Origin of the sequence: Bradyrhizobium sp. Mp19 (genome assembly GCF_029952935.1) — a bacterium.
GTDB lineage: Bacteria > Pseudomonadota > Alphaproteobacteria > Rhizobiales > Xanthobacteraceae > Bradyrhizobium > Bradyrhizobium elkanii.
This window is the reverse complement of record NZ_JASAUT010000004.1, coordinates 135,698-160,563: the sequence shown is the minus strand read 5'-3', so window position 1 is coordinate 160,563 and position 24,866 is coordinate 135,698. Positions and strand designations below refer to the sequence as shown.

At 64.8% G+C, this 24,866-nt stretch carries 24 protein-coding genes; 10 read left to right on the top strand and 14 right to left on the bottom strand.

Annotated elements, in window-relative coordinates; all coding sequences use genetic code 11:
• Window positions 1-121: 121 nt before the first annotated feature.
• Both QJT82_RS07290 and QJT82_RS07285 read right to left on the bottom strand, forming a co-directional pair.
• Complete coding sequence (locus tag QJT82_RS07290) at window positions 122-835, bottom strand: Bax inhibitor-1/YccA family protein (RefSeq protein ID WP_028338779.1); 714 nt, start codon at window positions 833-835, stop codon at window positions 122-124.
• Window positions 836-1,290: 455 nt separating this feature from the next.
• Window positions 1,291-2,190, bottom strand: a complete 900-nt coding sequence (locus QJT82_RS07285; RefSeq protein WP_035630937.1) for a DMT family transporter — start codon at window positions 2,188-2,190, stop codon at window positions 1,291-1,293.
• 89 nt (window positions 2,191-2,279) lie between these two features.
• Between QJT82_RS07285 and QJT82_RS07280 the strand changes: the two genes are divergently transcribed.
• The gene (locus QJT82_RS07280) at window positions 2,280-3,737 is read left to right on the top strand and encodes a PLP-dependent aminotransferase family protein (RefSeq protein WP_080686638.1); all 1,458 of its coding nucleotides are present in this window, start codon (window positions 2,280-2,282) and stop codon (window positions 3,735-3,737) included.
• 211 nt (window positions 3,738-3,948) lie between these two features.
• On the opposite strand, the gene QJT82_RS07275 is transcribed toward QJT82_RS07280, so the two are convergent.
• The 5 genes from QJT82_RS07275 to QJT82_RS07255 form a co-directional block, all read right to left on the bottom strand.
• Window positions 3,949-5,169: a bifunctional alpha/beta hydrolase/OsmC family protein gene (locus QJT82_RS07275; protein WP_028338776.1), complete on the bottom strand. Its 1,221-nt coding sequence runs from the start codon at window positions 5,167-5,169 to the stop codon at window positions 3,949-3,951.
• Window positions 5,170-5,197: 28 nt separating this feature from the next.
• Window positions 5,198-5,860: a sulfite oxidase-like oxidoreductase gene (locus QJT82_RS07270; RefSeq protein WP_028338775.1), complete on the bottom strand. Its 663-nt coding sequence runs from the start codon at window positions 5,858-5,860 to the stop codon at window positions 5,198-5,200.
• 12 nt (window positions 5,861-5,872) lie between these two features.
• Window positions 5,873-7,195, bottom strand: a complete 1,323-nt coding sequence (locus tag QJT82_RS07265) for an MFS transporter (protein WP_028338774.1) — start codon at window positions 7,193-7,195, stop codon at window positions 5,873-5,875.
• Between the two features lie 81 nt (window positions 7,196-7,276).
• Window positions 7,277-8,503: a cytochrome P450 gene (locus QJT82_RS07260; RefSeq protein ID WP_028338773.1), complete on the bottom strand. Its 1,227-nt coding sequence runs from the start codon at window positions 8,501-8,503 to the stop codon at window positions 7,277-7,279.
• 74 nt (window positions 8,504-8,577) lie between these two features.
• A complete protein-coding gene (locus tag QJT82_RS07255; protein ID WP_016842874.1) occupies window positions 8,578-8,784 on the bottom strand; it encodes a ferredoxin in 207 nt (68 codons plus the stop codon).
• Between the two features lie 177 nt (window positions 8,785-8,961).
• On the opposite strand from QJT82_RS07255, the gene QJT82_RS07250 reads away from it, so the two are divergent.
• Window positions 8,962-9,594, top strand: coding sequence for a TetR/AcrR family transcriptional regulator (locus QJT82_RS07250; protein ID WP_028338772.1), 633 nt, complete (start codon window positions 8,962-8,964; stop codon window positions 9,592-9,594).
• A gap of 144 nt (window positions 9,595-9,738) precedes the next feature.
• Here the strand turns inward: QJT82_RS07250 and QJT82_RS07245 are convergent, their stop codons facing one another.
• A complete protein-coding gene (locus QJT82_RS07245; protein WP_028338771.1) occupies window positions 9,739-11,160 on the bottom strand; it encodes an amidase family protein in 1,422 nt (473 codons plus the stop codon).
• 88 nt (window positions 11,161-11,248) lie between these two features.
• On the opposite strand from QJT82_RS07245, the gene QJT82_RS07240 reads away from it, so the two are divergent.
• Window positions 11,249-12,100 carry an alpha/beta hydrolase gene (locus QJT82_RS07240; protein WP_028338770.1) on the top strand — a complete coding sequence of 284 codons (852 nt, stop codon included), beginning with the start codon at window positions 11,249-11,251 and terminating at the stop codon, window positions 12,098-12,100.
• A 264-nt stretch (window positions 12,101-12,364) separates the two neighbouring features.
• On the opposite strand, the gene QJT82_RS07235 is transcribed toward QJT82_RS07240, so the two are convergent.
• On the bottom strand, window positions 12,365-13,141 hold the full coding sequence (locus QJT82_RS07235; protein WP_028338769.1) for an SDR family oxidoreductase: 777 nt from the start codon (window positions 13,139-13,141) through the stop codon (window positions 12,365-12,367).
• A gap of 169 nt (window positions 13,142-13,310) precedes the next feature.
• On the opposite strand from QJT82_RS07235, the gene QJT82_RS07230 reads away from it, so the two are divergent.
• On the top strand, window positions 13,311-14,390 hold the full coding sequence (locus QJT82_RS07230; protein WP_028338768.1) for a tartrate dehydrogenase: 1,080 nt from the start codon (window positions 13,311-13,313) through the stop codon (window positions 14,388-14,390).
• A 341-nt stretch (window positions 14,391-14,731) separates the two neighbouring features.
• On the opposite strand, the gene QJT82_RS07225 is transcribed toward QJT82_RS07230, so the two are convergent.
• The 3 genes from QJT82_RS07225 to QJT82_RS07215 form a co-directional block, all read right to left on the bottom strand.
• Window positions 14,732-15,643 (bottom strand): NAD(P)-dependent oxidoreductase, encoded by a 912-nt coding sequence (locus tag QJT82_RS07225; protein ID WP_028338767.1) that lies wholly within the window; start codon window positions 15,641-15,643, stop codon window positions 14,732-14,734.
• Between the two features lie 30 nt (window positions 15,644-15,673).
• A complete protein-coding gene (locus tag QJT82_RS07220) occupies window positions 15,674-16,924 on the bottom strand; it encodes a Zn-dependent hydrolase (RefSeq protein ID WP_028338766.1) in 1,251 nt (416 codons plus the stop codon).
• A 125-nt stretch (window positions 16,925-17,049) separates the two neighbouring features.
• On the bottom strand, window positions 17,050-17,967 hold the full coding sequence (locus tag QJT82_RS07215) for a LysR family transcriptional regulator (protein WP_028338765.1): 918 nt from the start codon (window positions 17,965-17,967) through the stop codon (window positions 17,050-17,052).
• A gap of 120 nt (window positions 17,968-18,087) precedes the next feature.
• Here QJT82_RS07215 and QJT82_RS07210 point away from each other — a divergent pair, with 120 nt between their 5' ends.
• The 6 genes from QJT82_RS07210 to QJT82_RS07185 all read left to right on the top strand — a co-directional run bounded on the left by QJT82_RS07210 (window position 18,088) and on the right by QJT82_RS07185 (window position 23,642).
• Window positions 18,088-18,906 carry a putative hydro-lyase gene (locus QJT82_RS07210; RefSeq protein ID WP_028338764.1) on the top strand — a complete coding sequence of 273 codons (819 nt, stop codon included), beginning with the start codon at window positions 18,088-18,090 and terminating at the stop codon, window positions 18,904-18,906.
• Window positions 18,907-18,993: 87 nt separating this feature from the next.
• Complete coding sequence (locus QJT82_RS07205) at window positions 18,994-20,241, top strand: ABC transporter substrate-binding protein (protein WP_026192486.1); 1,248 nt, start codon at window positions 18,994-18,996, stop codon at window positions 20,239-20,241.
• A 129-nt stretch (window positions 20,242-20,370) separates the two neighbouring features.
• Window positions 20,371-21,249 (top strand): branched-chain amino acid ABC transporter permease, encoded by an 879-nt coding sequence (locus QJT82_RS07200; protein WP_026192487.1) that lies wholly within the window; start codon window positions 20,371-20,373, stop codon window positions 21,247-21,249.
• Window positions 21,249-22,226: a branched-chain amino acid ABC transporter permease gene (locus QJT82_RS07195; RefSeq protein ID WP_028338763.1), complete on the top strand. Its 978-nt coding sequence runs from the start codon at window positions 21,249-21,251 to the stop codon at window positions 22,224-22,226. The genes QJT82_RS07200 and QJT82_RS07195 overlap by 1 nt, the downstream gene beginning before the upstream one ends.
• Window positions 22,223-22,954, top strand: a complete 732-nt coding sequence (locus QJT82_RS07190; protein WP_028338762.1) for an ABC transporter ATP-binding protein — start codon at window positions 22,223-22,225, stop codon at window positions 22,952-22,954. Before QJT82_RS07195 ends, QJT82_RS07190 begins: the two co-directional genes overlap by 4 nt.
• Window positions 22,938-23,642, top strand: coding sequence for an ABC transporter ATP-binding protein (locus QJT82_RS07185; RefSeq protein WP_018270525.1), 705 nt, complete (start codon window positions 22,938-22,940; stop codon window positions 23,640-23,642). The genes QJT82_RS07190 and QJT82_RS07185 overlap by 17 nt, the downstream gene beginning before the upstream one ends.
• A gap of 217 nt (window positions 23,643-23,859) precedes the next feature.
• Here the strand turns inward: QJT82_RS07185 and QJT82_RS07180 are convergent, their stop codons facing one another.
• Both QJT82_RS07180 and QJT82_RS07175 read right to left on the bottom strand, forming a co-directional pair.
• Window positions 23,860-24,141: a hypothetical protein gene (locus QJT82_RS07180; protein WP_051447712.1), complete on the bottom strand. Its 282-nt coding sequence runs from the start codon at window positions 24,139-24,141 to the stop codon at window positions 23,860-23,862.
• A 33-nt stretch (window positions 24,142-24,174) separates the two neighbouring features.
• Window positions 24,175-24,831: an aldolase gene (locus QJT82_RS07175; protein ID WP_028338760.1), complete on the bottom strand. Its 657-nt coding sequence runs from the start codon at window positions 24,829-24,831 to the stop codon at window positions 24,175-24,177.
• Window positions 24,832-24,866: the final 35 nt, after the last annotated feature.

Sequence of the window (24,866 nt, the reverse complement as noted above, 5' to 3'; positions counted from 1 at the left end):
CGTTCCGACTTCCGAGTTGACCCTCAGCAGACATTCCCACGCCAAAGCGCCCTTGTTATTCAATCGTCGCGCCTCATCGCGCAGTGGCGAGCGGATCGCACTCGAGAATGACGGTCGTAGTCTAGCGTCGGCCGCCCATCAGGCGCAGCATCATCATGAACAGGTTGATGAAGTTGAGGTAGAGTGACAGCGCACCCAACACTGCCTTGCGGCCGGCCGAAGTGGTGTCATCGCCGCCGTCGTACATCCCCTTGATCCGCTGGGTATCGTAGGCCGTGAGCCCCGCGAAGACGCCGACTCCGATAATGGAAATCATCCAATCGAGCCCGCTCGATCTCAGAAACAGATTGACCAGGCTAGCGATAATGATGCCGATCAAGCCCATAAGCAGGAACGTTCCAAATCCAGACAAGCTTCGCTGGGTACTGTAGCCCCAGATACTGAGCGCGCCGAAGGCCGCCGCTGAGATGAAGAACACTCTGGTGATCGAGGACTGTGTGTAAATGTGGAAGATGGTCGACAATGAAATCCCGACCAGGGCCGCATAGAGGAAAAACAATCCTCGCGCAGCTTCCACCGACAGCGTGTTGATTCGTGCACTGATAAAGAACACTAGTCCCAGTGGCGCCAGCATTAGCACCCACATCAGCGGACTTTGAAGCAATTCAGGGCCGGTGAACTGATAGGTCAAAAACGCTGCAGCGCCGGTCAAGCCAACGCCGGCGGCCATGTAATTATATACGCGCAGCATAAAAGCGCGAAGGCCGACGTCTATCGCTATGGCGCCGTTTGCGGGGAAGCCCGGCGCAGCTGCATTTCGATCATAGTTCGACATGAGTTGTGTCCTTCTTGAAAGGCTCCTGTGGGAAGTAGCCGACTGTACTCGTGATGTGCGGCTTCATTACCGGGGAGACGGTGCACTCATGATCGCTCCCACGTTTCGGTAACGCCCGGCGAGGTCGCCTCCGCCTTGGTACCGAAGATTGCGCTCATGAACTTGAACAAAAATGCTCATCCCTGAGTCCAACATCCTTCGGTACGTGTTGGGCGGCGCTTCCTAGCCGACAGCGTAGTGGCCGGCCGGTGGCAGCGGTCTTGATCTGGATCAATACTAATTGCTCAATCGCGCCCATTGCCGTTTCGCGATGTCGTTGCCCGCGCGCCGACGAGGCGATCGATTGAGCTGGCCATGTCCGCATTTGGCCCAAGGCCGACATGCAGTGACGTCGGTTTCGACGTCAGCGTCTGAGGCCGACGCGGACGTGACGAATCTATGAGTACAGGCCCTACTTACGCACGCGACGGCGTGTCCGCGAGCGAACTCAGCGCGATGCCGCCGACGATCAGCGCCGCGGCAATCGCCAGCGACAGATCGATCGGCTCGCCAAGCAGCAGCGCCGCGGTCACGATGCCGACGATCGGCGTCCCCGTCGTGCCGAGCGAGGTGGTCAGCGCCGGCAGGCTCTTGTTGACCATGGACATCGCCCAATAGGCCAGCGCGGTGCCGATGAAGCCGGAATAGAGGAACAGCAGCACGAGGTGCGGCGACCATGTCACCGTCGGCGCGCCCTCGGTGATCAGCGCCGTCATCGTCAGCACTAGCGTTGCGACCAGCACCTGCCACAGCAGCAATTGGAGTGGCGTCGCGACCCAGCGGTGCGAGCGGATATAGATGATGTTGGCGGCCCAGCAGATCGCCGCGATGATGATCATGCCGGCGCCGGCGATGACGTGCAAATTGCTCCAGTCCAGCGACGCCGGATTGAGGATCACGCAGAGCCCGGCGAGCCCCAGCGCGACGCCGACCAGCTTCAGCGCGCCGAGCCGTTCGGTCCGCGCGGCGCCGGCGGCCAGCGCGACCCAGAGCGGCGTGGTGTAGCCGAGCACGATGCCTTTGCTGGCCGGCAGATAGCGCAGGCCGGCGGCAACCAGTGTCGAGAAGAACGTCATGTGCAGCAGGGCGACGCTGAGCACCACAGGGACGTCGGCGATCCGCGGAATGATCAGATTGCCGCTGGCGCGCAGGATCACCAGCAGCGCGATCAGGGCGACCCAGCTGCGGATCGATGCGGTCCACAGCGGCGGCACCGCTTCGACCAGCGATTTCGTGACCGACCAGTTGATGCCCCAGGCCAGCACCACGACGACGAACAGGGCGGCGGCCTTGGCGGGGGAGAGTGACTGGTTCACGGCAGAATCCTTGCAGGCGATACCGCTTGTGAATAGGATCGTGCTGGCTCTCTCGAAAGAGCCAGATTTTGGAGAATAAGGGAGCCAGATTGATCCTTGCCGAATTGCTCGCGCTGAAGCGATCGGACGCTGCCGGGCTGGCCGCGCAACTGACCCAGCAGCTGCGCGCGCTGATGGCGAGTGGCGGGATCAGGAGCGGCGCCATGCTGCCGTCGAGCCGCAGCCTTGCGGCCGAGCTTGACGTGGCGCGCAACACGGTGACGCATGCCTATGAGCAGCTGGCGGCCGAAGGATATCTGCGGGTCGCGGCGCGGCGGCGGCCGGTTGTGACCGACGATATCGAAGCGCGCTTCGCCAAACCTGCGCTGGCGCCGAAGCGCGAGGCCGCCCGCAAACCGTTGCTGTCGCCCTGGGCCTTGCAGCTCTCCGATAGCGATTGGCCGCTGTCCTACCAGGCGGATTTCCGGCCGCTCCGTCCCGGGCTTGCGGATGCGCGCGAGTTTCCGCACGAGATCTGGGCGCGCAGCCTGCGCCGCAGCGCGCTGCGTCGCCGCTTCAACGACCAGACTGTGGTCAACCGGTCGAGCTTGCGCGGGGCCTTGCGCGAATACCTCGAAATCAGCCGCGGCGTGCGTGCCGAGGCCGATCAGATCCTGATCCTGCCGACGGCGCAGGCGGCGCTGACGCTGATTGCCGCGACCACCATCGCCGCCGGCGATGCGGTGTGGACCGAGGATCCCGGCTATCCCGGCGCCGCGGCGGCGTTTCGCGCCGCCGGTGCCGACGTCCTCGGTGTCAGGCTCGATCAATGGGGCATGATGCGGATGCGCGCGACGCGCGCGCCGAAGCTCATCTTCGCGACGCCGTCGCATCAGCACCCGACCGGACGGGTGATGCCGGTCGCGCGCCGCACCGAACTGTTGGCTTCCGCCGAGCCCGGCAAGACCTGGATCGTCGAGGACGATTACGACGGCGAGTTTCACTATGACAGCCGCCCGATGCCGGCGCTGCAGGGGCTCGATCGCGAGGGACGCGTGCTCTATCTCGGCACCTTCGCCAAGGCGATGACGGCCGATATCCGCATCGGCTATCTGGTGGTGCCGCCACAGCTGGCACGGACGATGGAGATCGCGCAGCGCCATCTCGGGCTGATCGCCTCCGTGCATGTCCAGGAGGCGCTGGCCGGCTTCATGGCCGATGGGCATTTCCTGGCCCATGTCAGGCGGATGCGGCGCATCTATCGCGCGCGCCGCGACCACCTCGCTACGGCGCTGGCGCGGCAGCTCGGCGAGGTGCTCACGGTCGAGGTCCCGCCTGGCGGCATGCAGCTGATTGCCCGTTTCAAGGATGGCACCGCGGACCAGAACGCCGTGGCGCGGCTGGTGGCCGCAGGGGTCGAGGTGCGCGCGCTATCGAGCCTCGCGCTGGAGCGGCCGCGCGACCACGGCCTGTTGCTCGGCTTCGCCGCCTGGCGCGAGAACGAGATCGGCGCCGCGGTGCGGATCATGGCGAACTGCCTGACCGGCAAGCGCGCGGCGCGTGGGTAGAGGGGTGCTCGCACGATTTCGGAATAATGGAAGAATATCCCTGAGTTGCCCGACGTGTCAAGTTGCCTTGTCGAGCGCCGGTGGCCGCCGGCACCTTTGCATGGGGTTGTTTTCGATATTTTTCAGCGCGCCCCTGCGACGACCCGCAAGCGGGAGGGGGGACGCAGCCGACATGCTGCTACGGCTCGGCCCATCCCGCTACGTCGCGGGCTCACTCCGCCGCCTTGGTGACGATCCGCACCTCCGACGTCAGCGTCTTGTGCACCGGGCATTTGTCGGCGATCTCCATCAGCCGCTTGCGCTGGTCGGCGTCGAGTTCGCCCTCGATCCTGATGACGCGGTCGATCTGGTCGAGCATGCCCTCGCGCGTCTCGCACTCCTCGCAATCCTTCGCATAGATCTTGCTGTGCGTCAGCGTCACCGTGACGCGATCGAGCGGCAGCGACTTGCGGTCGGCATACATTCGCATCGTCATCGAAGTGCAGGCGCCTAACCCGGCCAGCACGAAGTCGTACGGCCCGGGGCCGGAATCCTGGCCGCCGACCGCGACCGGCTCGTCGGCCAGCATGCGATGCGGGCCTGCCGTGACGATCTGCTGAAACTTGCCGGCGCGGGTCTCCTGCACCACGACGTTGCGCGGCGCAGTGCCGGTATCTGCCGCCGGCTGCGGCGCGAGTTCGACGTAGCGTTCGGCCCAGGCGCCGATCACGTCGGCGACATAGGCGGCATCCTGCTTGCCGCTCAGGAGATGATCCGCGCCGGCCAGCGAGACGAAGCTCTTGGGGTGCCTGGCGGCGCTGAAGATATGCGTGGCGTTGTCGATGCCGACGGTGTCGTCGGTCGGCGAATGCATGATCAGCAGCGCCTTGTGCAGCTGCTTCACTTGCGCCATCAGGTTCTGCTCGGCGACGTCGTCGAGGAATTCTCGCTTGATGCGGAACGGGCGGCCGGCGAGCGAGACTTCACCTTCGCCCTGCGCGCGGATGTCCTCGATCCGGTCCTTGAAGAAATGCGTGACATGGACGGGATCGGAGGGGGCGGCGATGGTCGCGACCGCCTTCGCCTCGGGGATTTGACCCGCCGCGGCGAGGATCGCGGCGCCGCCGAGGCTGTGGCCGATCAGGATCGCAGGTGCCTTGCGCGTTTCGCGCAAATGGTCGGCGGCGCGGACGAGATCGGCGACGTTCGACGTGAAGGTCGAATTGGCGAACTCGCCCTCGCTGGAGCCGAGGCCGGTGAAGTCGAACCGCAGCGTGGCGATGCCTTTCGCCGCAAGCGCAACCGCGATGCGCTTTGCGGCCAGCACGTCCTTGCCGCAGGTGAAGCAGTGCGCGAACAGCGCGTAGGCCTTGATCGGCCCGTCGGGCGTGTCAAGCGCGGCGGCCAGCTGATGGCCGCCCACACCGGTGAATTGAAAGCGTTCGTGCGGCACGGGCAGGCTCCATCATCTTGTTGGTTTGTCAGTCGCCAGAATAGCGCTGTTCGGCCCAGGGATCACCGCGATTGTGATAGCCACGGACCTCCCAGAAGCCCGGTGCATCCTCGGTGAGGAATTCGATGCGCTGCAGCCACTTCGCGCTCTTCCAGAAATACAGGTGCGGCACCACGAGCCGCACCGGACCGCCATGCTCTTGCTCCAGCGGCTTGCCCGACCAGCTATGGGCGAGCAGCGCGTCCTCGGCGGCGAAGTCCTCGAGCGGCAGATTCGTCGTATAGCCGTCATAAGAATGCAGCGCGACGAAGCGCGCGTCCTCGCGCGGCTGGCAGGCGGTGAGCAGGTCGCGGGTGGCGAGCCCTTCCCACTGATTGTCGTAGCGCGACCAGGTCGTGACGCAGTGGATGTCCGAGACGAATTGCGTCTGCGGCTGCGCCATGAACTGCTGCCAGGTCCAGTAGATGGTCTGCTCGACCGCGCCGTAGACGTCGAGCCGCCAGCGCTCCTGGGAGATGTTCGGCATCAGCCCGAGATCGAGCACCGGCCAGTCCGCCGTCAGATGCTGGCCCGGCGGCAGGCGCTGCTCCTCCGGGCGGGTGACCTTGCCGGTGAGGAATTTGCCTTCGCGTGCCCAGCGCTGCTTGCTGCGCGTCAGCTTGCTCTCGGGCGGTTCGTTATCGTCGGTCATCGCGTCAGGCCATCATTCGTGGCGATGCATCGCGGAGTCGCGCTTGGTGTCGCGCATCGTCGAATAGATCAGCAGCGACAGGAAAATCATGCCGCTGAGATAGTAGTAGAACCAGTCCTCATGCCCGATGCTCTTGAAGTAAAGCGCGACCGCCGGCGCGGTGCCGCCGAAGATCGACACCGTGATGGCATAGGGCAGGCCGACGCCGAGTGCGCGGACATTGGTCGGAAACAGCTCGGCCTTCACGATCGCGTTGATCGAGGTGTAGCCGGCGACGAAGATCCAGGCGCCGCAGATCAGAAGGAAGGCCATGAACGGCGACTTGGTGTCCTTCAGCGCGGTCAGGATCGGGATCGTCCCGAGCGTGCCGGCGATGCCGAAGAAGATCAGCAGCGGCTTGCGGCCGATTTTGTCGGAGAGCCCGCCATAGATCGGCTGCAGGATGGTCGCGAAGATCAGCGAGCCGAAGATCACGAAGGTGGTCTGGTCCTCGGTGAGACCGACCGACAGCTTCACGAATGTCTGCATGTAGGTGGTGAAGGTATAGAACGCCGCGGTGCCGCCGGCGGTGAGGCCGACCACCAGCAGCAATTCGCGCGGATAGTTCAACAGGCCGACGATCGAGCCCGTCGGCTTGGAAACCTTCTTGGCCTCCTCGAAGGCCTCGGTCTCATGCAGGTTGCGCCGCATCACCGCGGCGACGATCGCGAGCATGGCGCCGATCACGAACGGAATCCGCCAGCCCCAGGCCTTCAGCTCGTCCGGCGTCAAAAACACCTTCTGCAGCAACAGCAGCACGATGATCGCGGTGAGCTGGCCGCCGATCAGCGTGACGTACTGGAAGCTTGAGTAGAAGCCGCGGTGCTTGGGATCGGCGACCTCGCTGAGATAGGTGGCGCTGGCGCCGTACTCGCCGCCGAGGCTCAGGCCCTCGATGATGCGGGCGAGCGCCAGGATCGCCGGGGCCGCGATGCCGATGGTGGCATAGGTCGGCGTCACCGCGATGATCAGCGAGCCGAAGCACATGCAGACCACCGAAAGCGTCAACGACAGCCGACGGCCATAGCGGTCGGCGATGTAGCCGAACAGCCAGCCGCCGAGCGGGCGCATCAGGAAGGTCGCGGCAAACAGCACGGCGGCATTGAGCTGCTGCACCACCGGGTCGCTGTGCGGGAAGAACGCCGGCGCGAAATACAGCGCAAACGCCGTGTAGGCGTAAAAATCGTACCACTCGACGAGATTGCCGACCGAGCCGATGAAGATCGCCTTCACCCGCCGCTCGACGTCGTGGATGTCGAGATGATCGCTCGCGGGCTGAGCGGTTTGTTCGGACATAGCATTGCTCCCGGACTCGTCGGCTCGATTCCGGGGCAAGCTACCTCATTGGGTGACGTGATGTAACCGCTGTCCGGTTCCTTAGGCGTTGTTGCCGAACAGAACAGGCAGTTGACGCGGGCCACGCACCGTGCCTTCCGACCAGGTCACCTTGCCGGCCGGATCGAGCCGGAAATCCGGGATCCGCTTCAGCCATTCCTCGATCGCGACCTGCATCTCCATCCGCGCGAGGTTGGAACCGACGCAGCGGTGGATGCCGAGGCCGAAGGCGGCGTGGCGGTTCTCCTTGCGGTCGATCACCACCTTGTCCGCATCGGGGAACATGGCGGGGTCGCGGTTCGCCGCGGGGAAGGACAGCAGCACCATGTTGCCCGCCTTCACCGGGCAGCCGGAGATCGTGGTCTCCTTCATCACCTCGCGCGCCATCGTCACCGGCGAATAGGCGCGCAGGAATTCCTCGATCGCGGTCGGGATCAGTGCCGGCTCCGCGATCAGGCGCTCGCGATCGGCCGGCGTCTTGGCGAGGTGCCAGAGCGAGGAGCCGATCGCGCTCCAGGTGGTGTCGATGCCGGCGATCAAAAGCAGCCGCAGCGAGCCGAGCACATGCTCGTCGGTGAGCGGCTGGCCGCCGGGACCCTTGGCCCGCAGCAGCTGCGAGATCAGATCGTCGCCCGGCTCGAGCTTGCGCTGCTCGAGATGGGCCACGAAGTAGCCGGTCATCTCGCGTACGCCGTTCATCAGCTCGTCTTCGTTCTTGATGCCGAGCTCGAGGATCTGGTGGATCCATTTGATGAAGAGATCGCCGTCCTTCTCGGGAATCCCCAGCATGTGGGCGATGGCGCGCACCGGGATGTGCTTGGTGTAGCGCGCGGCGGCGTCGCAGTGGCCGTCGGCGATGAAGTCGTCGATCAGCTCGTTGCAGATCGCGCGCACCCGCGGCTCCAGCCGCTTCATTGCGTCCGGCGTGAACGGCGGCAGCAGCACCTGCTTGGCGGGCTTGTGCTCCGGCGGATCGGAGGTGATCGGCGGCGCGCGGGCGGTGATCTCGGGGCGGATGTCGCGCACGATGACGCGGCGCGAGGAGAAGTGCTCGGTGTCGTAGGCGATCTCCTTCACCGCCTGATAGGTGGTCGGCATGTAGCAGCCGAGGAAGCGCTCGGTATGCACGACGGGCGAAGCCGCGCGCAGCGTCTCCCAGATCGGGAACGGGTCGTCGGTCCAGACCGGATCGGTATGGTCGAAATCGTGTACCCAGTCGGAGACCGGGGGATGTTCGGGCAGATAGCTTGCGGACGGGGAATCGGACATCAGCTCGTTTCCTTCTCGTTCGATCAAACGCTGGTCGGCTCAACGGGCGGCGCGCGGCCGTCCCCGGCTGGCCGTCATTCCTCGGTGACTTCGATCGCGATTTCCGGGCAATTGGTCTGCGCGAGCCAAGCCTTGTCCTCGAGCCCGGCCGGGACGGTCCCGTCGCCGACCTCATGGGCGTTGCCGTATTCGTCGAGCTCGAACAGTTCGGGGGCGAGTGATTTGCAGCGGGCGTGACCCTGGCACTTGTCCTGGTCGACGCGGATTCTGAGCTTGGACATGCAAGCGCTCTCCCTCGGCTCTGGCGCATTGTGGGTTGCGCCCGGTTCCTCATTCCAGTTTATGCAAGTTCTTGGCTTGCTTGGGCGGCCGGCCTCTTAACCGGATCACCAAGTTATAGTATATTACATTATCGTCGCGCTTGCGCGTCAAGCGAAAATTCAGCGATCATTGCCGCAATGGGACAAATCGTTCGTAAGCCGTTCAAAACCTACCACCATGGCGACCTCCGCGAAGCCCTGATCCAGGCCGCGTTACGCGAGGTCGAGCTCGGCGGTCCCGAGGCGATCAGCATCAAGGCGCTGGCCAAGCAGCTCGGCGTCTCGCAGCCGGCGCCGTACCGGCATTTCGCCGACCGCGAGGCGCTGCTGGAGGCGGTGACCGCCGAAGCGTTCCGGCAGTTCAACGTGATCATGCGCGAGGCGATCGAGCAGTCGGGCAAGGGCTCGAAGCTGTCGCGCTTTGCCCAGGCCGCGCTCGCCTTCGGGCTCGAGCGCCACGGCATCTACCGGCTGATGTTCGCGTCGCGCACCATGGCCTGCGCGCCCAACGGCAGCGAGCTGCACACCGCGGCGATGGATACGCTGGCGCTGCTGATCGAGTCGTTCGAGGCGCCGGCCGTCGGGCTCTTGCGCGAGCGCCAGGCGCTGAAGATCTGGGCCGGACTGCACGGCATCGTGATGCTCGCCGAGCAGGGCCTGCTCACCGGCGAGTCCGCGCAGATCAGCCGCGAGGAGTTGCTGGACGAAATCGTCGAGCAGACCAAGGCAGCACTCACGGTGGCGCTGCAGGCGACGGAGGATAGGGCGTAGGCTTCGCGACTTGGGGCCGCATCAACAAATTCATCACCTCATCCTGAGGAGCTTGCGCAGCAAGCGTCTCGAAGGATGAGGCCACAGACCGGGCCTCATGGTTCGAGACGGCGCTGCGCGCCTCCTCACCATGAGGAAAAAGCCTTACTTCGGCGGACGCGGATCGATCGGCGTGGTGCCGCGCACGCCCAGAATGTCCTCCAGCACTTTCGCGCCGGCCAGCAGCTGCGCTTCGGCACGCGGCTTTGCGACCATCTGCAGGCCGACCGGCAGGCCCGAGGCGGTGAAGCCGCAGGGCAGCGACAGCGCCGGACAGCAGGCCAGCGTAATCGCGTAGACGATGCCGAGCCATTCGACGTAATTGTCGAACTTCTTGCCGTCGCACTCGGCGACATAGCGGTTCTCGACCGGGAACGGCGCCACGATGGTCGCGGGCGCCAGCAGCAGGTCGTACTTGTCGAAGAATTCGAGCGCACGCGCGGTCATCGCGACGCGCTGCGCCTCGGCGCGTTCGAGCTTCTCGACCGTGAGCTTCAACCCTTCCTCGATGTTCCAGATCACCTCGGGCTTCAGCAAATCGCGCTTGGTGCGCAGCAATTCGGCCTTGCTGATCGCGAAATCGAACGCGCGCAGCACGTGGAAGCATTCATGGGCTTCGCGCAGATCGGGATGCGCCTCCTCGACGATCGCACCGGCTTCCGCAAACCGCTCCGCCGCCTTGCGGGTCACAGCCCTGACCTCGGGATCGACCGGCGTGATGCCGAGATCGGGCGAATAGGCGATGCGCTTCGGCTTCTGGTTCGAACGCGCCGCCGACAGGAATGAGATCGGCAGTGCGGGCAGCGACAGCGGATCGGCGGCATGCTCGCCGCTCATCGCGTCGAGCAGCAGCGCGAGGTCCTCGACATTGCGCGCCATCGGTCCCTGCACCCCGAGGGTACGGTCGACACCGAACTTCGGCGTGTGCGCGACGCGGCCGATCGACGGCCGCAGGCCGACGATGCCGCAGAAGCTCGCCGGGTTGCGCAGGCTGCCGCCCATGTCGGAGCCGTGTGCGAGCCACGCGGTGCCGCTCGCAAGGGCCGCGGCGGCGCCGCCGGAGGAGCCGGCAGCCGAGCGCGATGTGTCCCAGGGATTGCGGGTCGGACCGAACACTTCGTTGAAGGTGTTGGCGCCGGCGCCGAATTCCGGCGTGTTCGACTTGGCGTAGATCACGCCACCGTTCTGTTCGAGGCGCTCGACCAGGATGTCCGACTTCGCGGGGACGTTGTCCTTGAAGATCGGCGAGCCCAGCGTGGTCAGCACGCCGGAGACGGCGGTGAGATCCTTGATCGGAACGGGAAGGCCCGCGAGTAGGCCGCGCTCGCTGACAGGTTTCTGCATCAGGGCCTTGGCGTGGCTGCGGGCGCGGTCGAAGCAGAGCGTCGGCAGTGCGTTCACCTTGCCGTCCACCTCGGCGATACGCGTCTCCAGCACGTCGAGCAGATCGAGCGGCGTGACGTCACCGGCCTTCAGCTTTTCGACGACGGTACACGCCGTTTCCTTCACCAAGCCATGATCAGCCATGCGCCGTTGCTCCTATGCCTTCTGTTTGCTTGTGCTGTAGAACATTTCCTGCCGTCGTGGCAATGCGACGTGAACGGAAGGGGCAGGGATGGCAGCGTTGTTTTCCGCGCTGGACTGGCGCGCGATGAGCCAGCAGGAGCGCGATCTCGGTCTGAACAACGGCGTTGCCGTCAAGCGCAGCGCCGAGATCGCTGCGGGATGGGAGCAGCGCTCGGCGGCACTGCGGCAAAAGCACGCCGGCCATCTCGACCTCAGATACGGCCCGCGCGAGCGCAACCGGATCGACTTCCTGAAAGCTCGCGACGGCGCGCCGACGCTGCTGTTCATCCACGGCGGCTACTGGCAGACCCGTGCCAAGGAGGTGTTCACGATCTTCGCCGAGGGGCCGATGGCCCATGGCATCAATGTCGCGCTGATCGGCTATACGCTCGCGCCGGATGCGACGCTCGATGACATCGTCGCCGAGATCCATGCCGGCATCGACTTTCTGGCCGGGCAGTTGCCCGCGCTCGGGGCCGCTGCCGAGGGCATCGTGGTGTCGGGCTGGTCGGCCGGCGGACATTTGACATCGATGGCGCTGTCGAACGCCCATGTCCGGGCCGGCATGGCGATCTCGGGTATCTACGACCTCGAGCCGATCAGGCATTCGTACCTCAACGAAAAGCTCAAGCTCGACGAAGCGGCGTCGCGGCGCAACTCGCCGATGATGGCGGAAGGCGGCACGGCAAAGCCGCTGTCGCTGGTGGTCGGCAGCGCCGAATTGCCGCTGCTGCGCAAGCAGACAGCCGATTTCGCCGGCCATCGCGCCCGTTACGGCTTGCCGGTGACCTATGAGGAGATCGCCGGGGCCGATCATTTCTCCATCATGAACCAGATGCTGGCGCCGCAGGGCCGCATCACGACCCTGATCCGGCAGCTGTTCGAGCGGACGGCGAGTTGACGTCATCCTGAGAGGCTGTGACGCTTTCGCCGCCGTCATTGCGAGGAGCGATAGCGACGAAGCAATCCATTTCTCCGCTTGCGGCGCGATGGATTGCTTCGCTTCGCTCGCAATGACGTGGATGGAGCGACGCGTACTATCACCGTCATCCTGAGGTGCGAGCGGAGCGAGCCTCGAAGGATGACGTAGCCCGTGGCCCATCCTTCGAGACGGCCGCTTTGCGGCCTCCTCAGGATGACTGTGAAAGAAGTGGCGCGATCGGGATTAACCCCACCCCGACGTCAGCCCGCCATCCACGGTATAGATCACGCCGGACGTATAGCCGGCGCGGTCGGACGCCAAAAACGCCATCAGGTCGCCGATCTCGCGTGCATGTGCGGGCCGGCCGAGCGGCAGGCCCTTCTGGAATTCCTTGTAGCGGTTCTCGTCGCCGAACTGGTTCCTGGCGCGGGTCTTGAGCAACGTGACGTGGCGGTCGGTGCCGACAGGGCCGGGATTGATGCCGACGACACGGATATTGTCGGCGAGGCTCTTGCCGCCGAGCGCGCGGGTGAAGGCCATCAGCGCCGCATTGCCGGCGCTGCCGCAGATGTAGTTGGCGTCGAACTTCTCGCCGGCCGCGCCGATGTCGTTGACGATCACGCCGCCGCCGCGCGCCTTCATCTGGGCGTAGATCGCGCGCGTCAGATTGACGTAGCCGAACACCTTGAGCTCCCAGGCATGCCGCCAGGTCGCCTCGTCGATCTTGTCGATCGAGCCGCCCGGGATGTCGCCGGCATTGTTGACCAGGATATCGATGTCGGCGGCCTCCTTTGCCAATCGCGCCAGATCTTCGGATTTGCGCAGGTCGACCACGCTGATCGCCGCGTCGATCTGATGCGCCGAACGGAGCCGCTCGGCCAGTGCCTTCAATTGCTCGCCGTTGCGGGCGGCGAGCAGCAAATTGGCGCCTTCCTCGGCAAAGGCTTCGGCGGCGGCCGCGCCAATGCCCTTGGAGGCGCCGGTGATCAGGACACGCTTGCCGCGCAGATGCAGATCCATGGGATGTCTCGCTTGGTATGAGGAGTGGGGTGTCGGCGAATTTGGTGGGGCAGGGTCGCGCCGCGGTCAACACTGCACTGCAGCGTTGCGCTCGCGCGAAGTTTGGTCCATTGCAGGACCATCAGAATAGGCGGCATTGCCGGCCGGGCAAATCACAAGGGTGTTCTCGATGAGCAGCGCAAAGAAGCAGTATCGGATTGCGGTCATTCCCGGCGATGGCATCGGCAAGGAAGTGATGCCGGAGGGCCTGCGCGTCATCGAGACGGCGGCGAAGAAGCACGGCGTCGACGTGAAGTTCGACCATTTCGACTTCGCCTCCTACGACTATTACGAGAAGCACGGCGAGATGATGCCGGCCGACTGGAAGGACAAGATCGGCAAGCATGACGCGATCTATTTCGGCGCGGTCGGCTGGCCGGCGAAAATACCTGACCATATCTCGTTGTGGGGGTCGCTCATAAAGTTCCGCCGCGAGTTCGACCAGTACGTCAACCTGCGCCCGGTGCGGCTGATGCCCGGCGTGCCGTCGCCGCTGGCGAACCGCAAGCCCGGCGACATCGATTTCTGGGTGGTGCGCGAGAACACCGAGGGCGAATACTCGTCCGTCGGCGGCCGCATGTTCCCCGACACCGACCGCGAATTCGTCACGCAACAGACCGTGATGACCCGCACCGGCGTCGACCGCATCCTGAAATTCGCATTCGATCTGGCGCAGTCGCGGCCGAAGAAGCATCTGACCTCGGCGACCAAGTCGAACGGCATCTCCATCACCATGCCCTATTGGGACGAGCGCGTGGAGGCGATGGCCAAGAAATATCCCGGCGTGAAGTGGGATAAGTACCACATCGACATCCTGACCGCGAACTTCGTGCTGCATCCGGACTGGTTCGACGTCGTGGTCGGCTCCAATTTGTTCGGGGACATTCTTTCCGATCTCGGACCGGCCTGCACCGGCACGATCGGCATCGCGCCGTCGGGCAACATCAATCCGGAAGGCGATTTCCCCTCGGTGTTCGAGCCGGTCCACGGCTCGGCGCCTGACATTGCCGGGCAGGGTATTGCCAACCCGATCGGCATGATCTGGTCGGGCGCGATGATGCTGGAGCATCTCGGCGAGAAGCAGGCAGCTAGCGCCATCGTCGGCGCGATCGAGCGCACGCTCGGCGAACGCACGCTGCGCACGCGTGATCTCGGCGGCAATGCCGACACCACGGCGTGCGGCAAGGCCGTCGCGGAGATGGTGGATTAGTTCGCGCCGTCAATCACGGGGTCGTCCTGGCGAAAGCCAGGACCCATTACCCCGAGTGCTTGTTGTATTGCTGGTTCTTATCACCGCCCTGCGCGATGACGCAGGCCGGTGGTAATGGGTCCTGGATCGCGCTCGCTACGCTCGCTTGTCCAGGACGACGTCGTTTCCCAGTCTGCGTAGGGCGGGGTAGCCACCTACGGTCACTGTCGTCCCTGCGAAAGCAGGGACCCATAACCACAGGGTCTTGTTAGGGGCTCACTGTGGCCCCAGTTTTTGTAACAAAGTAGAGCGGTGGTTATGGGTCCCGGCTCGCGCTTCGCGCGGCCGGCACGACGGTGAAATTACCCCTTCACGATCCTGCGGCAGTGCTCCCACGCCGCGCGGATCAAATTCTCGCTCGCCTCGGGCGTGCGGAAGGCGGAGTGCGCCGACAGTGTCACGTTCGGGATCCTGGTCAGCGCATGATCCTTCGGCAGCGGCTCGATGTTGTAGACATCGAGGCCGGCGTGGCGGATGTGGCCCGAGTTGAGCGCATCGATCATCGCCTGCTCGTCGACGATGGCGCCGCGCGCGGTGTTGATCAGCACCACGCCCTTCTTCATCTTCGCGATCTTGTCGCGCGTGATCAGGCCGCGGGTCTCGTCGTTCAGCAGCAGATGGATCGAGACCACGTCGCTGCTCGCCAGCACGGTGTCGAGATCGACGAATTCGACGCCCGGATGGCTCTTGGGCGACCGGTTCCAGGCGATCACCTTCATGCCGCTGCCGAGCGCGATGCGGGCGACCTCGGCGGCGATGCCGCCAAAGCCGACGAGGCCGAGCGTTTTGCCGGTGAGCTGCATGCCGTCCTCGCGCAGCCAGTTGCCGGCGCGCATCTCGCGGTCCATCTGCGCGATCACGCGCGCCGACGACCACATCAGCGCGATCGCCGATTCCGCGACCGCGGTGTCGCCATAGCCCTTGATCAGGTGCACGGAAATGCCGAGCTCGGCGAGCTCTTCCGGGTTCATGTAGCTGCGCGCGCCGGTGCCGAGGAACACGACATGCTTCAGGCCGGCGCACTTCTTCGCAACATCGGTCGGCAGCGCGGTGTGATCGACCACCGCGATCTCGGCGCCGTCGAGCACAGCCGGATAGTCCTCGGACTTGATGTCGGGGTTGCGGTTGATCCGCATTTTTGGATCGCCTGACTTTTCCAGGCGCTCCGTGATGACAGCGAGCGATTCATTGGCGTCGACAAACACTGCGCGCACGAAAGCCTCCATCGAGGGGAGAAAGGAAGATCAGGACGCGACGCCGGCGAGCGCCAGCACCGTATGCATCAGGACATTGGCGCCGGCGGCGCAATCGGTCTGCTTGGCATCTTCCAGCTCATTATGGCTGATGCCGTCCTTGCAGGGCACGAACACCATTGCTGCCGGCATCACCGTGTTGAGGTTGCAGGCGTCGTGGCCGGCGCCCGACGTGATGCGGCGGTGCGAATAGCCGAGCTGCTTCGCCGCGTTCTCGACCGCGTCGACCAGCTTAGGATCGAAATGCGTCGGCGCCTTGCGCCAGACGAGATCAAGCTGCACCTCGACCTTGCGTCGCGCGGCGATCTCGCTCACAGCGGCACGCAGGTCGCGATCCAGCGCATCCATGATCGCGGCATCGGCGCTGCGGCAATCCACCGTGAAGGCGATCTCGCCGGGGATGACGTTGCGCGAGGGTGCGGCGATCACGGCCTCGCCGATGGTGCCGACTGCCTTCGGGCCGTGCTTCTTCGCGATGCTCTCCATCGCCAGCACGATCTCGGACAGCGTCGCCAGCGCATCGCGGCGCAGCGGCATCGGGGTCGAGCCGGCATGGCTCTCGAAGCCGGTGATCTTGCCGTCGTACCACAACACGCCCTGGCCGGAATCGACCACGCCGATGGTCTTGTTCTCGGCCTCCAGGATCGGGCCCTGCTCGATATGCAGCTCGACGAAGCTGGTGAACTTCTGGCGGCCGACCGGGGCGTCGCCACGATAACCAATCGTGTCCAGCGCCTGCGCCACCGTGACGCCCTCGGCGTCCTTGCGCGACAGGATGTCGTCGGTGGTGAAGTCGCCGACATAGGCGGCCGAGGCCATCATCGCCGGCGCAAAGCGCGAGCCTTCCTCATTGGTCCAGTTGCAGATGCAGATCGGCAGCTCGGTCTCGATCCCGGCATCGTTGAGCGTGCGCACCATTTCGAGCGCCGCCAGCGTGCCGAGCACGCCGTCATATTTGCCGCCGGTCGGCTGGGTGTCGAGATGCGAGCCGACGCCGATCGGCGGCTTCGACATATCCCGTCCTTTCCGCAAGCCGAACATCGATCCGAGCGCATCGACCTGCACCTCGAGGCCGGCGTCCTCGCACGCCTTGCGGAACCAATCGCGCACCTGCTTGTCTTCGGCGCTCAGGGTCAGCCGCCGCACACCGCCCTTGGGCGTTGCACCGAACTGCGCGGTTTCGTGGATGGTGCCCCAGAGGCGGGCGGAATCGATCTGCAGGTTGGTGGCGGCTCGGCTCATGTCGTCAGTCCATTTTTATTTTCGTCATTCCGGGGCGATGCGTCAGCATCGAACCCGGAATCTCGAGATTCCGGGTCTGGTCCTTCGGACCATCCCGGAATGACGTTCGATTATCCGGCAATCGTTCAATGACGCGCCACTCTCGCGCCGTCAACCGCCACGCTCGCCTGCGCGATCTGCCTGGCGAGATTGGCGACGCGCTCGATGGCGACCGCATCGGGCGAGGCGAGCCAGCTCGCGGTGAAGGTGAGGGGCGGCAGCTTGAGGTCGGTGTCGAGCAGTTGCAGCCGCCCGTCGGCAAGCTCGTTCTCGACGATCGCCGCCGGGATCACCGCGATGCCAAGCCCTTCATTGGCCATGTGGATCACGGTCGCGAGCGAGGTCGAGGCGTGCAGCCGGATCGGCGGCAGATCGGGGGCGTTGAACAGCGCGCGCACGGTCTCGTAGGGCTGGGTCTTGCGCGGAAAGGTGATGATCGGAAACCGCGCCAGGTCCTGCCGCGCCACCGGGCCGTCGCCGAGGCCGAGCGCCGGGCTCGCCAGGAAACCGATCGGGTAGTCGCACAGCACATGGTTGTGCGCGCCGGACGCCGAGACCGGCCCAAGCACGAAGGCGAGCTCGATCTCCTGCGCCAGCAGCCGCGCGGTCAGATTGGGCGTGATGTCGACCTCGATCTCCAGCGACAGGTTGGGGTAGACCTCGTTGACGCTCTTGACGAGGCGCGGCAGCCAAGTGTGCACGATGGTCTCCGCGACACCGAGCCGCAGCGCGCCGCGCATCGCCGAGCGGTCGCCGACCTCGGCCATCATCTCCGAACGCAGGCCGATCAGCTTCTCGGCATAGATCATCATCAGCCGTCCACTCGGGGTCGGCGAGGCCGCCCGGTGGTCGCGGTTGAGCAGCTTGACGCCCATTTCGCGCTCGAGCTGGGCAATGCGCTGGGAGATCGCCGGCTGGGTGGTGTTGAGCCGCTGGGCGGCGCCGCGGAAGCTGCCGAGTTTAACGACCCAAAGGAATGTCTCGATCGAGCGGAAGTCCGCCATTGGAAGCATTTTCCCGATCGATAAATTTGCTTTATCGATTTTGATTAGAAAGGACGATTAGACATTATATCACGCTTGGTGTTGGTTTGTCCTTGTCGAGATTATGGGCAGGAGAATCCCATGACTGTTTTTGCGGCAGTGCAGCGATCTCAAGGGGAGCCGGTGCTGGCGAGCGTCGAGGCGCGCCGCGCCTGCCGTGACGGCGTGGCCTCGGCCACAACAGCCGGTCTCGCCAACGGCTTCGTCCAGGGCAATCTCGCGATCCTGCCGGAAAAGCTCGCCGGCGCCTTCCACCGCTTCTGCCAGCTCAATCCGAAGCCGTGCCCGATCATCGGCATGTCCGACGTCGGCGATCCCCGCATTCCGGCGCTTGGCCTCGACCTCGACATCCGCACCGACGTGCCGCGCTACCGGGTCTGGCGCGACGGCGAGGTGGCGGACGAGCCGGCCGACATCACCAAATACTGGCGCGACGATCTCGTCACCTTCGTGCTCGGCTGCTCCTACTCGTTTGAAGAGGCGCTGCTGGATGAGGGCCTGCCGATCCGTCACATTGAACGCAATCTGCGTGTGCCAATGTACCGGACCAATATCGCCTGCAGCCCGTCGGGGCCGTTCGCGGGACCCATGGTGGTGTCGATGCGCCCGTTCAAGCCGGCGGATGCGATCCGCGCGGTGCAGATCACCTCGCGCTTTCCGTCCGTGCATGGCGCGCCGGTCCATCTCGGCCATCCGCATGCGATCGGCATCAAGGATATCGCCAAGCCCGATTACGGCGATGCGGTACCGGTCGCCGACGACGAAATCCCGGTGTTCTGGGCCTGTGGCGTCACGCCGCAATCGGTGATCGCAAGTGCGAAGCTGCCGTTCGCGATCACGCATTCGCCGGGCCTGATGCTGGTGACCGATCTCAGGAACAAGCAACTCGCTGTGCTCTGAATAGGCAATTCGTGCAATTCATTGAGGCTTTACTGCGCGCTACAAGCGTCACATCGATGATAACAAGCTGACCAAGGGGAAATTTCGATGACGATCTCTCGCCGTAACGTGTTGCTGGGTGCCACTGCCGCCGCGGCGCTCGGTCCGATGGCCGCGCGCGCGCAGGCCAGTGAAGTGGCAATCGGCGTGATCTATCCGCTCTCGGGCGCCAGCGCCCAGATCGGCGTCGACGCGCAGCGCGCGTTCGAGACCGCGGCAGACATCATCAACAAGAATTATGATTTCGCGCTGCCGCTCGCCAAGGGCGAGGGCCTGTCCGGCCTCGGCGGCGCCAAGGTCAAGCTCGTGTTCGCCGACCACCAGGCCGATCCGCAGAAGGGCCGCGCCGAAGCCGAGCGCCTGATCACGCAGGAAAAGGTCTGCGCCGTGATCGGCACCTATCAGAGCGCGGTCGCCGTCACCGTCAGCCAGATCTGCGAGCGCTACGGCGTTCCGTTCCTCTCGGCCGACAATTCCTCGCCGAGCCTGCATCGGCGCGGCCTGAAATACTATTTCCGCGCCTCGCCGCATGACGAGATGTTCTCGACCGCGATGTTCGACTTCTTCGATGCGATGAAGAAGAAAGGCCAGAAGATCGAAACGCTGGCGCTGTTCCACGAGGACACCATCTTCGGCACCGATTCTGCGAACGCGCAGACCAAGCTCGCCGGCGAGCGCGGCTACAAGATCGTGGCCGACATCAAGTACCGCGCCAACTCGCCGTCGCTGACCGCCGAGGTGCAGCAGCTCAAGGCGGCGAATGCCGACGTGCTGATGCCGTCGAGCTACACCACCGACGCGATCCTCCTGGTCAAGACCATGGCCGAGCTCGGCTACAAGCCGAAGAACATCATGGCGCAGGACGCCGGCTTCTCCGAGAAGGCGACCTATGATGCGGTCGGCGACAAGCTCGAGGGCGTGATCTCGCGCGGCAGCTTCTCGCTCGACCTGGCGCAGAAGCGGCCGATGGTCGGTCTGATCAACGAGATGTACCGCGCCAAGTCCGGCAAGGACTTCAACGACTATTCGTCGCGCCAGTTCATGGGCCTGATCGTGATGGCGGACGCCATCAACCGCGCCAAGTCGACCGACGGCGAGAAGATCCGCGAGGCGCTGGTCGCCACCGACATGCCGGGCGATCAGACCATCATGCCGTGGCGGCGCGTCAAGTTCGACGAGATGGGGCAGAACAACTTCGCCGATCCGGTGCTGTTGCAGTACTCCGCGAAGAACTTCGTGACGATCTTCCCGGAACAGGCCGCCGTCTCCGAGGCGATCTGGCCGATGAACAGCTGATCGGTCGGGCGCCAGAGCGTCCGTTCCGATTGTATCGGAACGGAGCTCTGGATTCTTGTTGCGACGCGTTTTCCTAGCGCGAACCGGTATTTACTTCGCTCGAAAACGCTATTGAGGGGACAGACGGCGGTGACAGCCGAGACCATTATCCAGAGTTTGGCGAGCGGCCTGTTGATGGGGCTGCTCTACGGACTGATCGCCGCAGGCCTCGCATTGATCTTCGGATTGATGGACGTCGTGAATTTCGCGCACGGCGAGTTCCTGATGATCGCGATGTACGCGACCTTCTTCCTGTTCGCGTTCTTCGCGATCGATCCCTTGCTTTCGGCGCCGCTGGTCGCCGCGGCGCTGTTCGTGTTCGGCGCGGTGGTCTATCTATTGATCGTCCGCTTCGCGATGCGCGCCAAGGCCAATGCCGGCATGGTGCAGATCTTCTCGACCTTCGGGCTTGCGATCGTGATGCGGGGGCTTGCCCAGTTCTTCTTCACGCCCGACTACCGCAGCGTCACCAACTCCTGGGTCGGCGGCAAGACGGTGTCGATTGCCGGCATCTATCTGCCGGAGCCGCAGCTGATCGGCGCGATGCTGTCGATCGCGGCCTTCGTCGCGCTCTACTTCTTCATCAATCGCACCGATTTCGGCCGCGCGCTCGAGGCGACGCGCGAAGACGCCGGCGCAGTGGCGCTGGTCGGTATAGACAAGAACCGGGTGTTCGCGCTCGGCTGGGGCCTCGGTGCGGCGCTGGTCGGCCTCGCCGGCGCCATCATGGCGATCTTCTTCTACGTCTATCCCGATGTCGGCGCGTCGTTCGCCCTGATCGCCTACGTCACCGTGGCGCTCGGCGGCTTCGGCAGCGTGTTCGGCGCCTTTGCCGGCGGCATCATCGTCGGCCTGGTGGAGGCGACCACCGCGCTGATCCTGCCGCCGTCGCTGAAATCGGTCGGCATCTATGCCGTTTACCTGCTGGTCGTCTTCATCCGCCCGCGTGGCCTGTTCGGATCGATGTGATGGACACCCAGTTCGCCCAACGCCGCAGGCGTGACCTGATCGTGGCGCTTTGCCTCGCGGTGATCGCCGCGCTGGTGCCGCTGTTCGTCAAGGACGTCTACGTCCAGAACATCATGGTGCTGACGCTGATGTACGCGGCGCTGTCGCAGAGCTGGAACATCTTGTCCGGCTATTGCGGACAGATCTCGCTCGGCCATGCGCTTTATTTCGGGCTCGGCGCCTACACCACCGCGCTCCTGTTCACCAAGTTCGGCGTGCTGCCGTGGTTCGGCATGCTGGCCGGCGGGGCGATCTCCGCATTAATCGCGATGGCGCTCGGCTATCCCTGCTTCCGCCTGCGCGGGCATTATTTCGTGATCGCGACCATCGTGATCGCCGAGATCGCCTTGCTGTTGATCCAGAACTGGGATTGGGCCGGCGCCGCGCTCGGCATCGACATCCCGGTGCGCGGCGACAGCTGGCTGAAATTCCAGTTCACCCGCTCGAAGCTGCCTTACTTCTATTTCGCGCTGGCGCTGGCCTGCGTCGCCTGGTTCGTCACCTGGTGGCTGGAGGATTCCAAATGGGGCTATTGGTGGCGCGCGGTGAAGGACAACCCTGACGCGGCCGAAAGCCTCGGCGTGGTCGTGTTCAATTCCAAGATGGGCGCCGCGGCGGTCTCGGCCTTCCTCGTTGCGGTCGGCGGCAGCTTCTACGCCCAGTTCGTCTCCTACATCGATCCTGAAAGCGTGATGGGCTTCCAATTCTCGCTGCTGATGGCGCTGCCCGCGGTGCTTGGCGGTATCGGCACCCTGTGGGGGCCGGTGCTCGGCGCGGTCATCCTGATCCCGCTCACCGAGCTGACGCGCTCGTTCATCGGCGGCTCCGGGCGCGGCGTCGACCTCATCGTCTACGGCACGCTGATCGTCGTGATCTCGCTGGCGCTGCCGCGCGGCCTGGTCAGCGTGTTCTCCCTGCGCAAGGGAGCTGCACGATGACGGCGCTTCTGGAAACGCGCGGAGTTTGGCAGCGCTTCGGCGGCCTCGTCGCCAACAGCGATGTCTCGATTTCGGTCGGGCGCGGCGAGATCGTCGGCCTGATCGGCCCGAACGGCGCCGGCAAGTCGACGCTGTTCAACCTGATCGCGGGCGTGCTGCCGCCGACCCAGGGCTCGATCATCTTCGACGGCGAGGACGTGACCAAGCTGCCGGCGGCGGAACGCTGCCAGCGCGGCGTCGGGCGCACCTTCCAGGTGGTCAAGAGTTTTGAGACCATGACCGTGATCGACAACGTCATCGTCGGCGCGCTGATCCGCAACACCAAGATGCGCATCGCGCGGCAGAAGGCCTATGAGGTGCTGGAGTTCTGCGGCCTTGCCGCGCGCGCCGACAAGCTGGCCGCCGACCTCGTCCCGTCGGAGAAGCGCCGGCTCGAGGTCGCCCGCGCGCTCGCCACCGAGCCGAAGCTGCTGCTGCTTGACGAAGTCCTCACCGGACTGACGCCGGTCGAGGCACAGACCGGCGTCGAGCTGGTGCGCAAGGTCCGCGCCACCGGCGTCACCGTGCTGATGGTCGAGCACGTGATGGAGATCGTGATGCCGCTGGTCGACCGCGCCATCGTGCTCAATCTCGGCAAGGTGCTGGTCGAGGGCAAGCCGACTGAGGTCGTCCGCAATCCGGAAGTCATTTCTGCCTATCTCGGGGATCGTCATGCTGTCGGTGCGTGAAGTCACCACCGCCTATCAGGGCCTCGTCGCGATCTCCTCGGTGTCGATCGACGTCACCAAGGGCGAGATCGTCTGCGTCGCCGGCGCCAACGGTGCGGGCAAATCGACGCTGCTCAAATCGATCGCCGGCGCCGAGCGGCCGCGCGCAGGGACCGTCACCTTCGACGGCAAGCGTATCGATGGCCAGCCGCAGCACGTCATCACATCAAGCGGCATCGCTTACGTGCCGGAGAACCGCCGGCTGTTTCCGCGGCTGTCGGTGCGCGACAATCTGCGGCTCGGCAGCTATCTCTATCGCAGCCAATCCGACCGCGACGCGCCGCTCGATCTGGTGTTCAAGCTGTTCCCGCGACTTGGCGAACGGCTCGACCAGCGTGCCGAGACCTTGTCCGGCGGCGAGCAGCAGATGCTCGCGATCGGCCGCGCGCTGATGACGCGGCCGCGGCTTCTGATGCTCGACGAACCGTCGCAGGGCATCATGCCGAAACTGGTCGACGAGATCTTCCAGGCCGTGAAGCGCATCCGCGACGCCGGCATGACGGTGCTGATCGTCGAGCAGCGCATGGCCGAATGCCTCGAGATCGCCGACCGCGCCTACATCCTGCAGACCGGCCGCGTGCTGATGCAGGGCACCGCCGCCGAGATCAGCGGCAATCCGGATGTGCGCAAGGCGTATCTGGGGCTGTAGCGACGGAATATCTCCACGCACACCGCCGTCATCCCCGCGCAAAGGCGAAGCCTTTGTCGCTGGAGGTGCGCGCCTCTTCGGCGCGCCTCGAAGGATGGCCGCAGGCGCGCTTGTGGCCCATCCTTCGAGGCTCGCTGCGCTCGCACCTCAGGATGACGTCAGTGTTTGCGGCGGGAAGCCATGGTTGATGCCTGGCTATCGATCCAGCCCACTGATCCTACTTGTCCTTGCCCTCTTCGACCTTCTCGACCTTGGCGGCGAGGTCCGGCACGCGGCTGACGCGGTAGGTCGCGTTGCTGCATGTCAGCGTCCAGGCCTCGTTGTCGGGCTTGGAGAGCTTGTCGTCCCGCTCGGCCTTGAGCGGCTTGTCGCAAGGATAGCCCTGCGCGCGCAGCTGGGTTGCCAGCATGCCTTGCAAGGTCTCTTCGGTCCGTGCGTCGGACGCCGCAAGGCCAACGGCGAACGGAACCGCTAACGCCAAGCCTGTGAACCTCATCATGACTGTCTTCCGCATATCGATCCTCCGCTTGATCTAGTGAGGGTGATCCGGCAGCACGAGCCCGAACGTCCTGGTCAAATCCGCCACCTGGTCGGGCGACAAATAGCGCGGGTTCAGCCCGCGCAGCAGCAGATAGAGCTTTGCGGTTTCCTCGAGCTCCTCGGTCGCGAACACGGCCGCTTCCAGCGTATCGCCCGACACGACGGGCCCATGGTTGGCGAGCAGCACCGATGAATATTTCCCGGCCAGCCCACGGATCGCGTCGGCAACGGCCGGATCGCCGGGGCGATAATAGGGCACCAGCGCGGTCCGGCCGCACTTCATGACATAATAGGCCGTCATCGGCGGCAGCGCGGCGCGCGGGTCGATTTCGGGCAGCATCGAGAGCGCGACCGAATGGGTCGAGTGCAGGTGCACCACGGCGCCGGCCGAGGCGCGCGTCTGGTAGAGCGCGGTGTGCAGCGGCACTTCCTTGGTCGGGGCGTCGCCGGAGACGAGCCGGCCGTTGCCGTCGAGCCGTGACATTTTCGCCGGATCGAGGAAGCCGAGCGAGGCGTTGGTCGGCGTCACCAGCCAGCCGCCGTCGTCGAGCCGGACGCTGATATTCCCCGAGGACCCCGGCGTCAGGCCGCGCTCGAACAGCGAGCGGCCGAAGCGGCAGATGTCCTCACGAAGCTTTGTTTCGTTCATCCGGTTTCGCTCGTGGCGCCATCTTTGGCGCTATC

Coding starts and splice junctions, on each gene's coding strand:
- QJT82_RS07290 (WP_028338779.1), bottom strand. CDS start 835: ATGTCGAACTATGATCGAAATGCAGCTGCGCCGGGCTTCCCCGCAAAC.
- QJT82_RS07270 (WP_028338775.1), bottom strand. CDS start 5,860: ATGACCGACGATAACGAACCGCCCGAGAGCAAGCTGACGCGCAGCAAG.
- QJT82_RS07265 (WP_028338774.1), bottom strand. CDS start 7,195: ATGTCCGAACAAACCGCTCAGCCCGCGAGCGATCATCTCGACATCCAC.
- QJT82_RS07260 (WP_028338773.1), bottom strand. CDS start 8,503: ATGTCCGATTCCCCGTCCGCAAGCTATCTGCCCGAACATCCCCCGGTC.
- QJT82_RS07255 (WP_016842874.1), bottom strand. CDS start 8,784: ATGTCCAAGCTCAGAATCCGCGTCGACCAGGACAAGTGCCAGGGTCAC.
- QJT82_RS07250 (WP_028338772.1), top strand. CDS start 8,962: ATGGGACAAATCGTTCGTAAGCCGTTCAAAACCTACCACCATGGCGAC.
- QJT82_RS07245 (WP_028338771.1), bottom strand. CDS start 11,160: ATGGCTGATCATGGCTTGGTGAAGGAAACGGCGTGTACCGTCGTCGAA.
- QJT82_RS07240 (WP_028338770.1), top strand. CDS start 11,249: ATGGCAGCGTTGTTTTCCGCGCTGGACTGGCGCGCGATGAGCCAGCAG.
- QJT82_RS07235 (WP_028338769.1), bottom strand. CDS start 13,141: ATGGATCTGCATCTGCGCGGCAAGCGTGTCCTGATCACCGGCGCCTCC.
- QJT82_RS07230 (WP_028338768.1), top strand. CDS start 13,311: ATGAGCAGCGCAAAGAAGCAGTATCGGATTGCGGTCATTCCCGGCGAT.
- QJT82_RS07220 (WP_028338766.1), bottom strand. CDS start 16,924: ATGAGCCGAGCCGCCACCAACCTGCAGATCGATTCCGCCCGCCTCTGG.
- QJT82_RS07215 (WP_028338765.1), bottom strand. CDS start 17,967: ATGGCGGACTTCCGCTCGATCGAGACATTCCTTTGGGTCGTTAAACTC.
- QJT82_RS07210 (WP_028338764.1), top strand. CDS start 18,088: ATGACTGTTTTTGCGGCAGTGCAGCGATCTCAAGGGGAGCCGGTGCTG.
- QJT82_RS07205 (WP_026192486.1), top strand. CDS start 18,994: ATGACGATCTCTCGCCGTAACGTGTTGCTGGGTGCCACTGCCGCCGCG.
- QJT82_RS07195 (WP_028338763.1), top strand. CDS start 21,249: ATGGACACCCAGTTCGCCCAACGCCGCAGGCGTGACCTGATCGTGGCG.
- QJT82_RS07190 (WP_028338762.1), top strand. CDS start 22,223: ATGACGGCGCTTCTGGAAACGCGCGGAGTTTGGCAGCGCTTCGGCGGC.
- QJT82_RS07185 (WP_018270525.1), top strand. CDS start 22,938: ATGCTGTCGGTGCGTGAAGTCACCACCGCCTATCAGGGCCTCGTCGCG.
- QJT82_RS07180 (WP_051447712.1), bottom strand. CDS start 24,141: ATGATGAGGTTCACAGGCTTGGCGTTAGCGGTTCCGTTCGCCGTTGGC.
- QJT82_RS07175 (WP_028338760.1), bottom strand. CDS start 24,831: ATGAACGAAACAAAGCTTCGTGAGGACATCTGCCGCTTCGGCCGCTCG.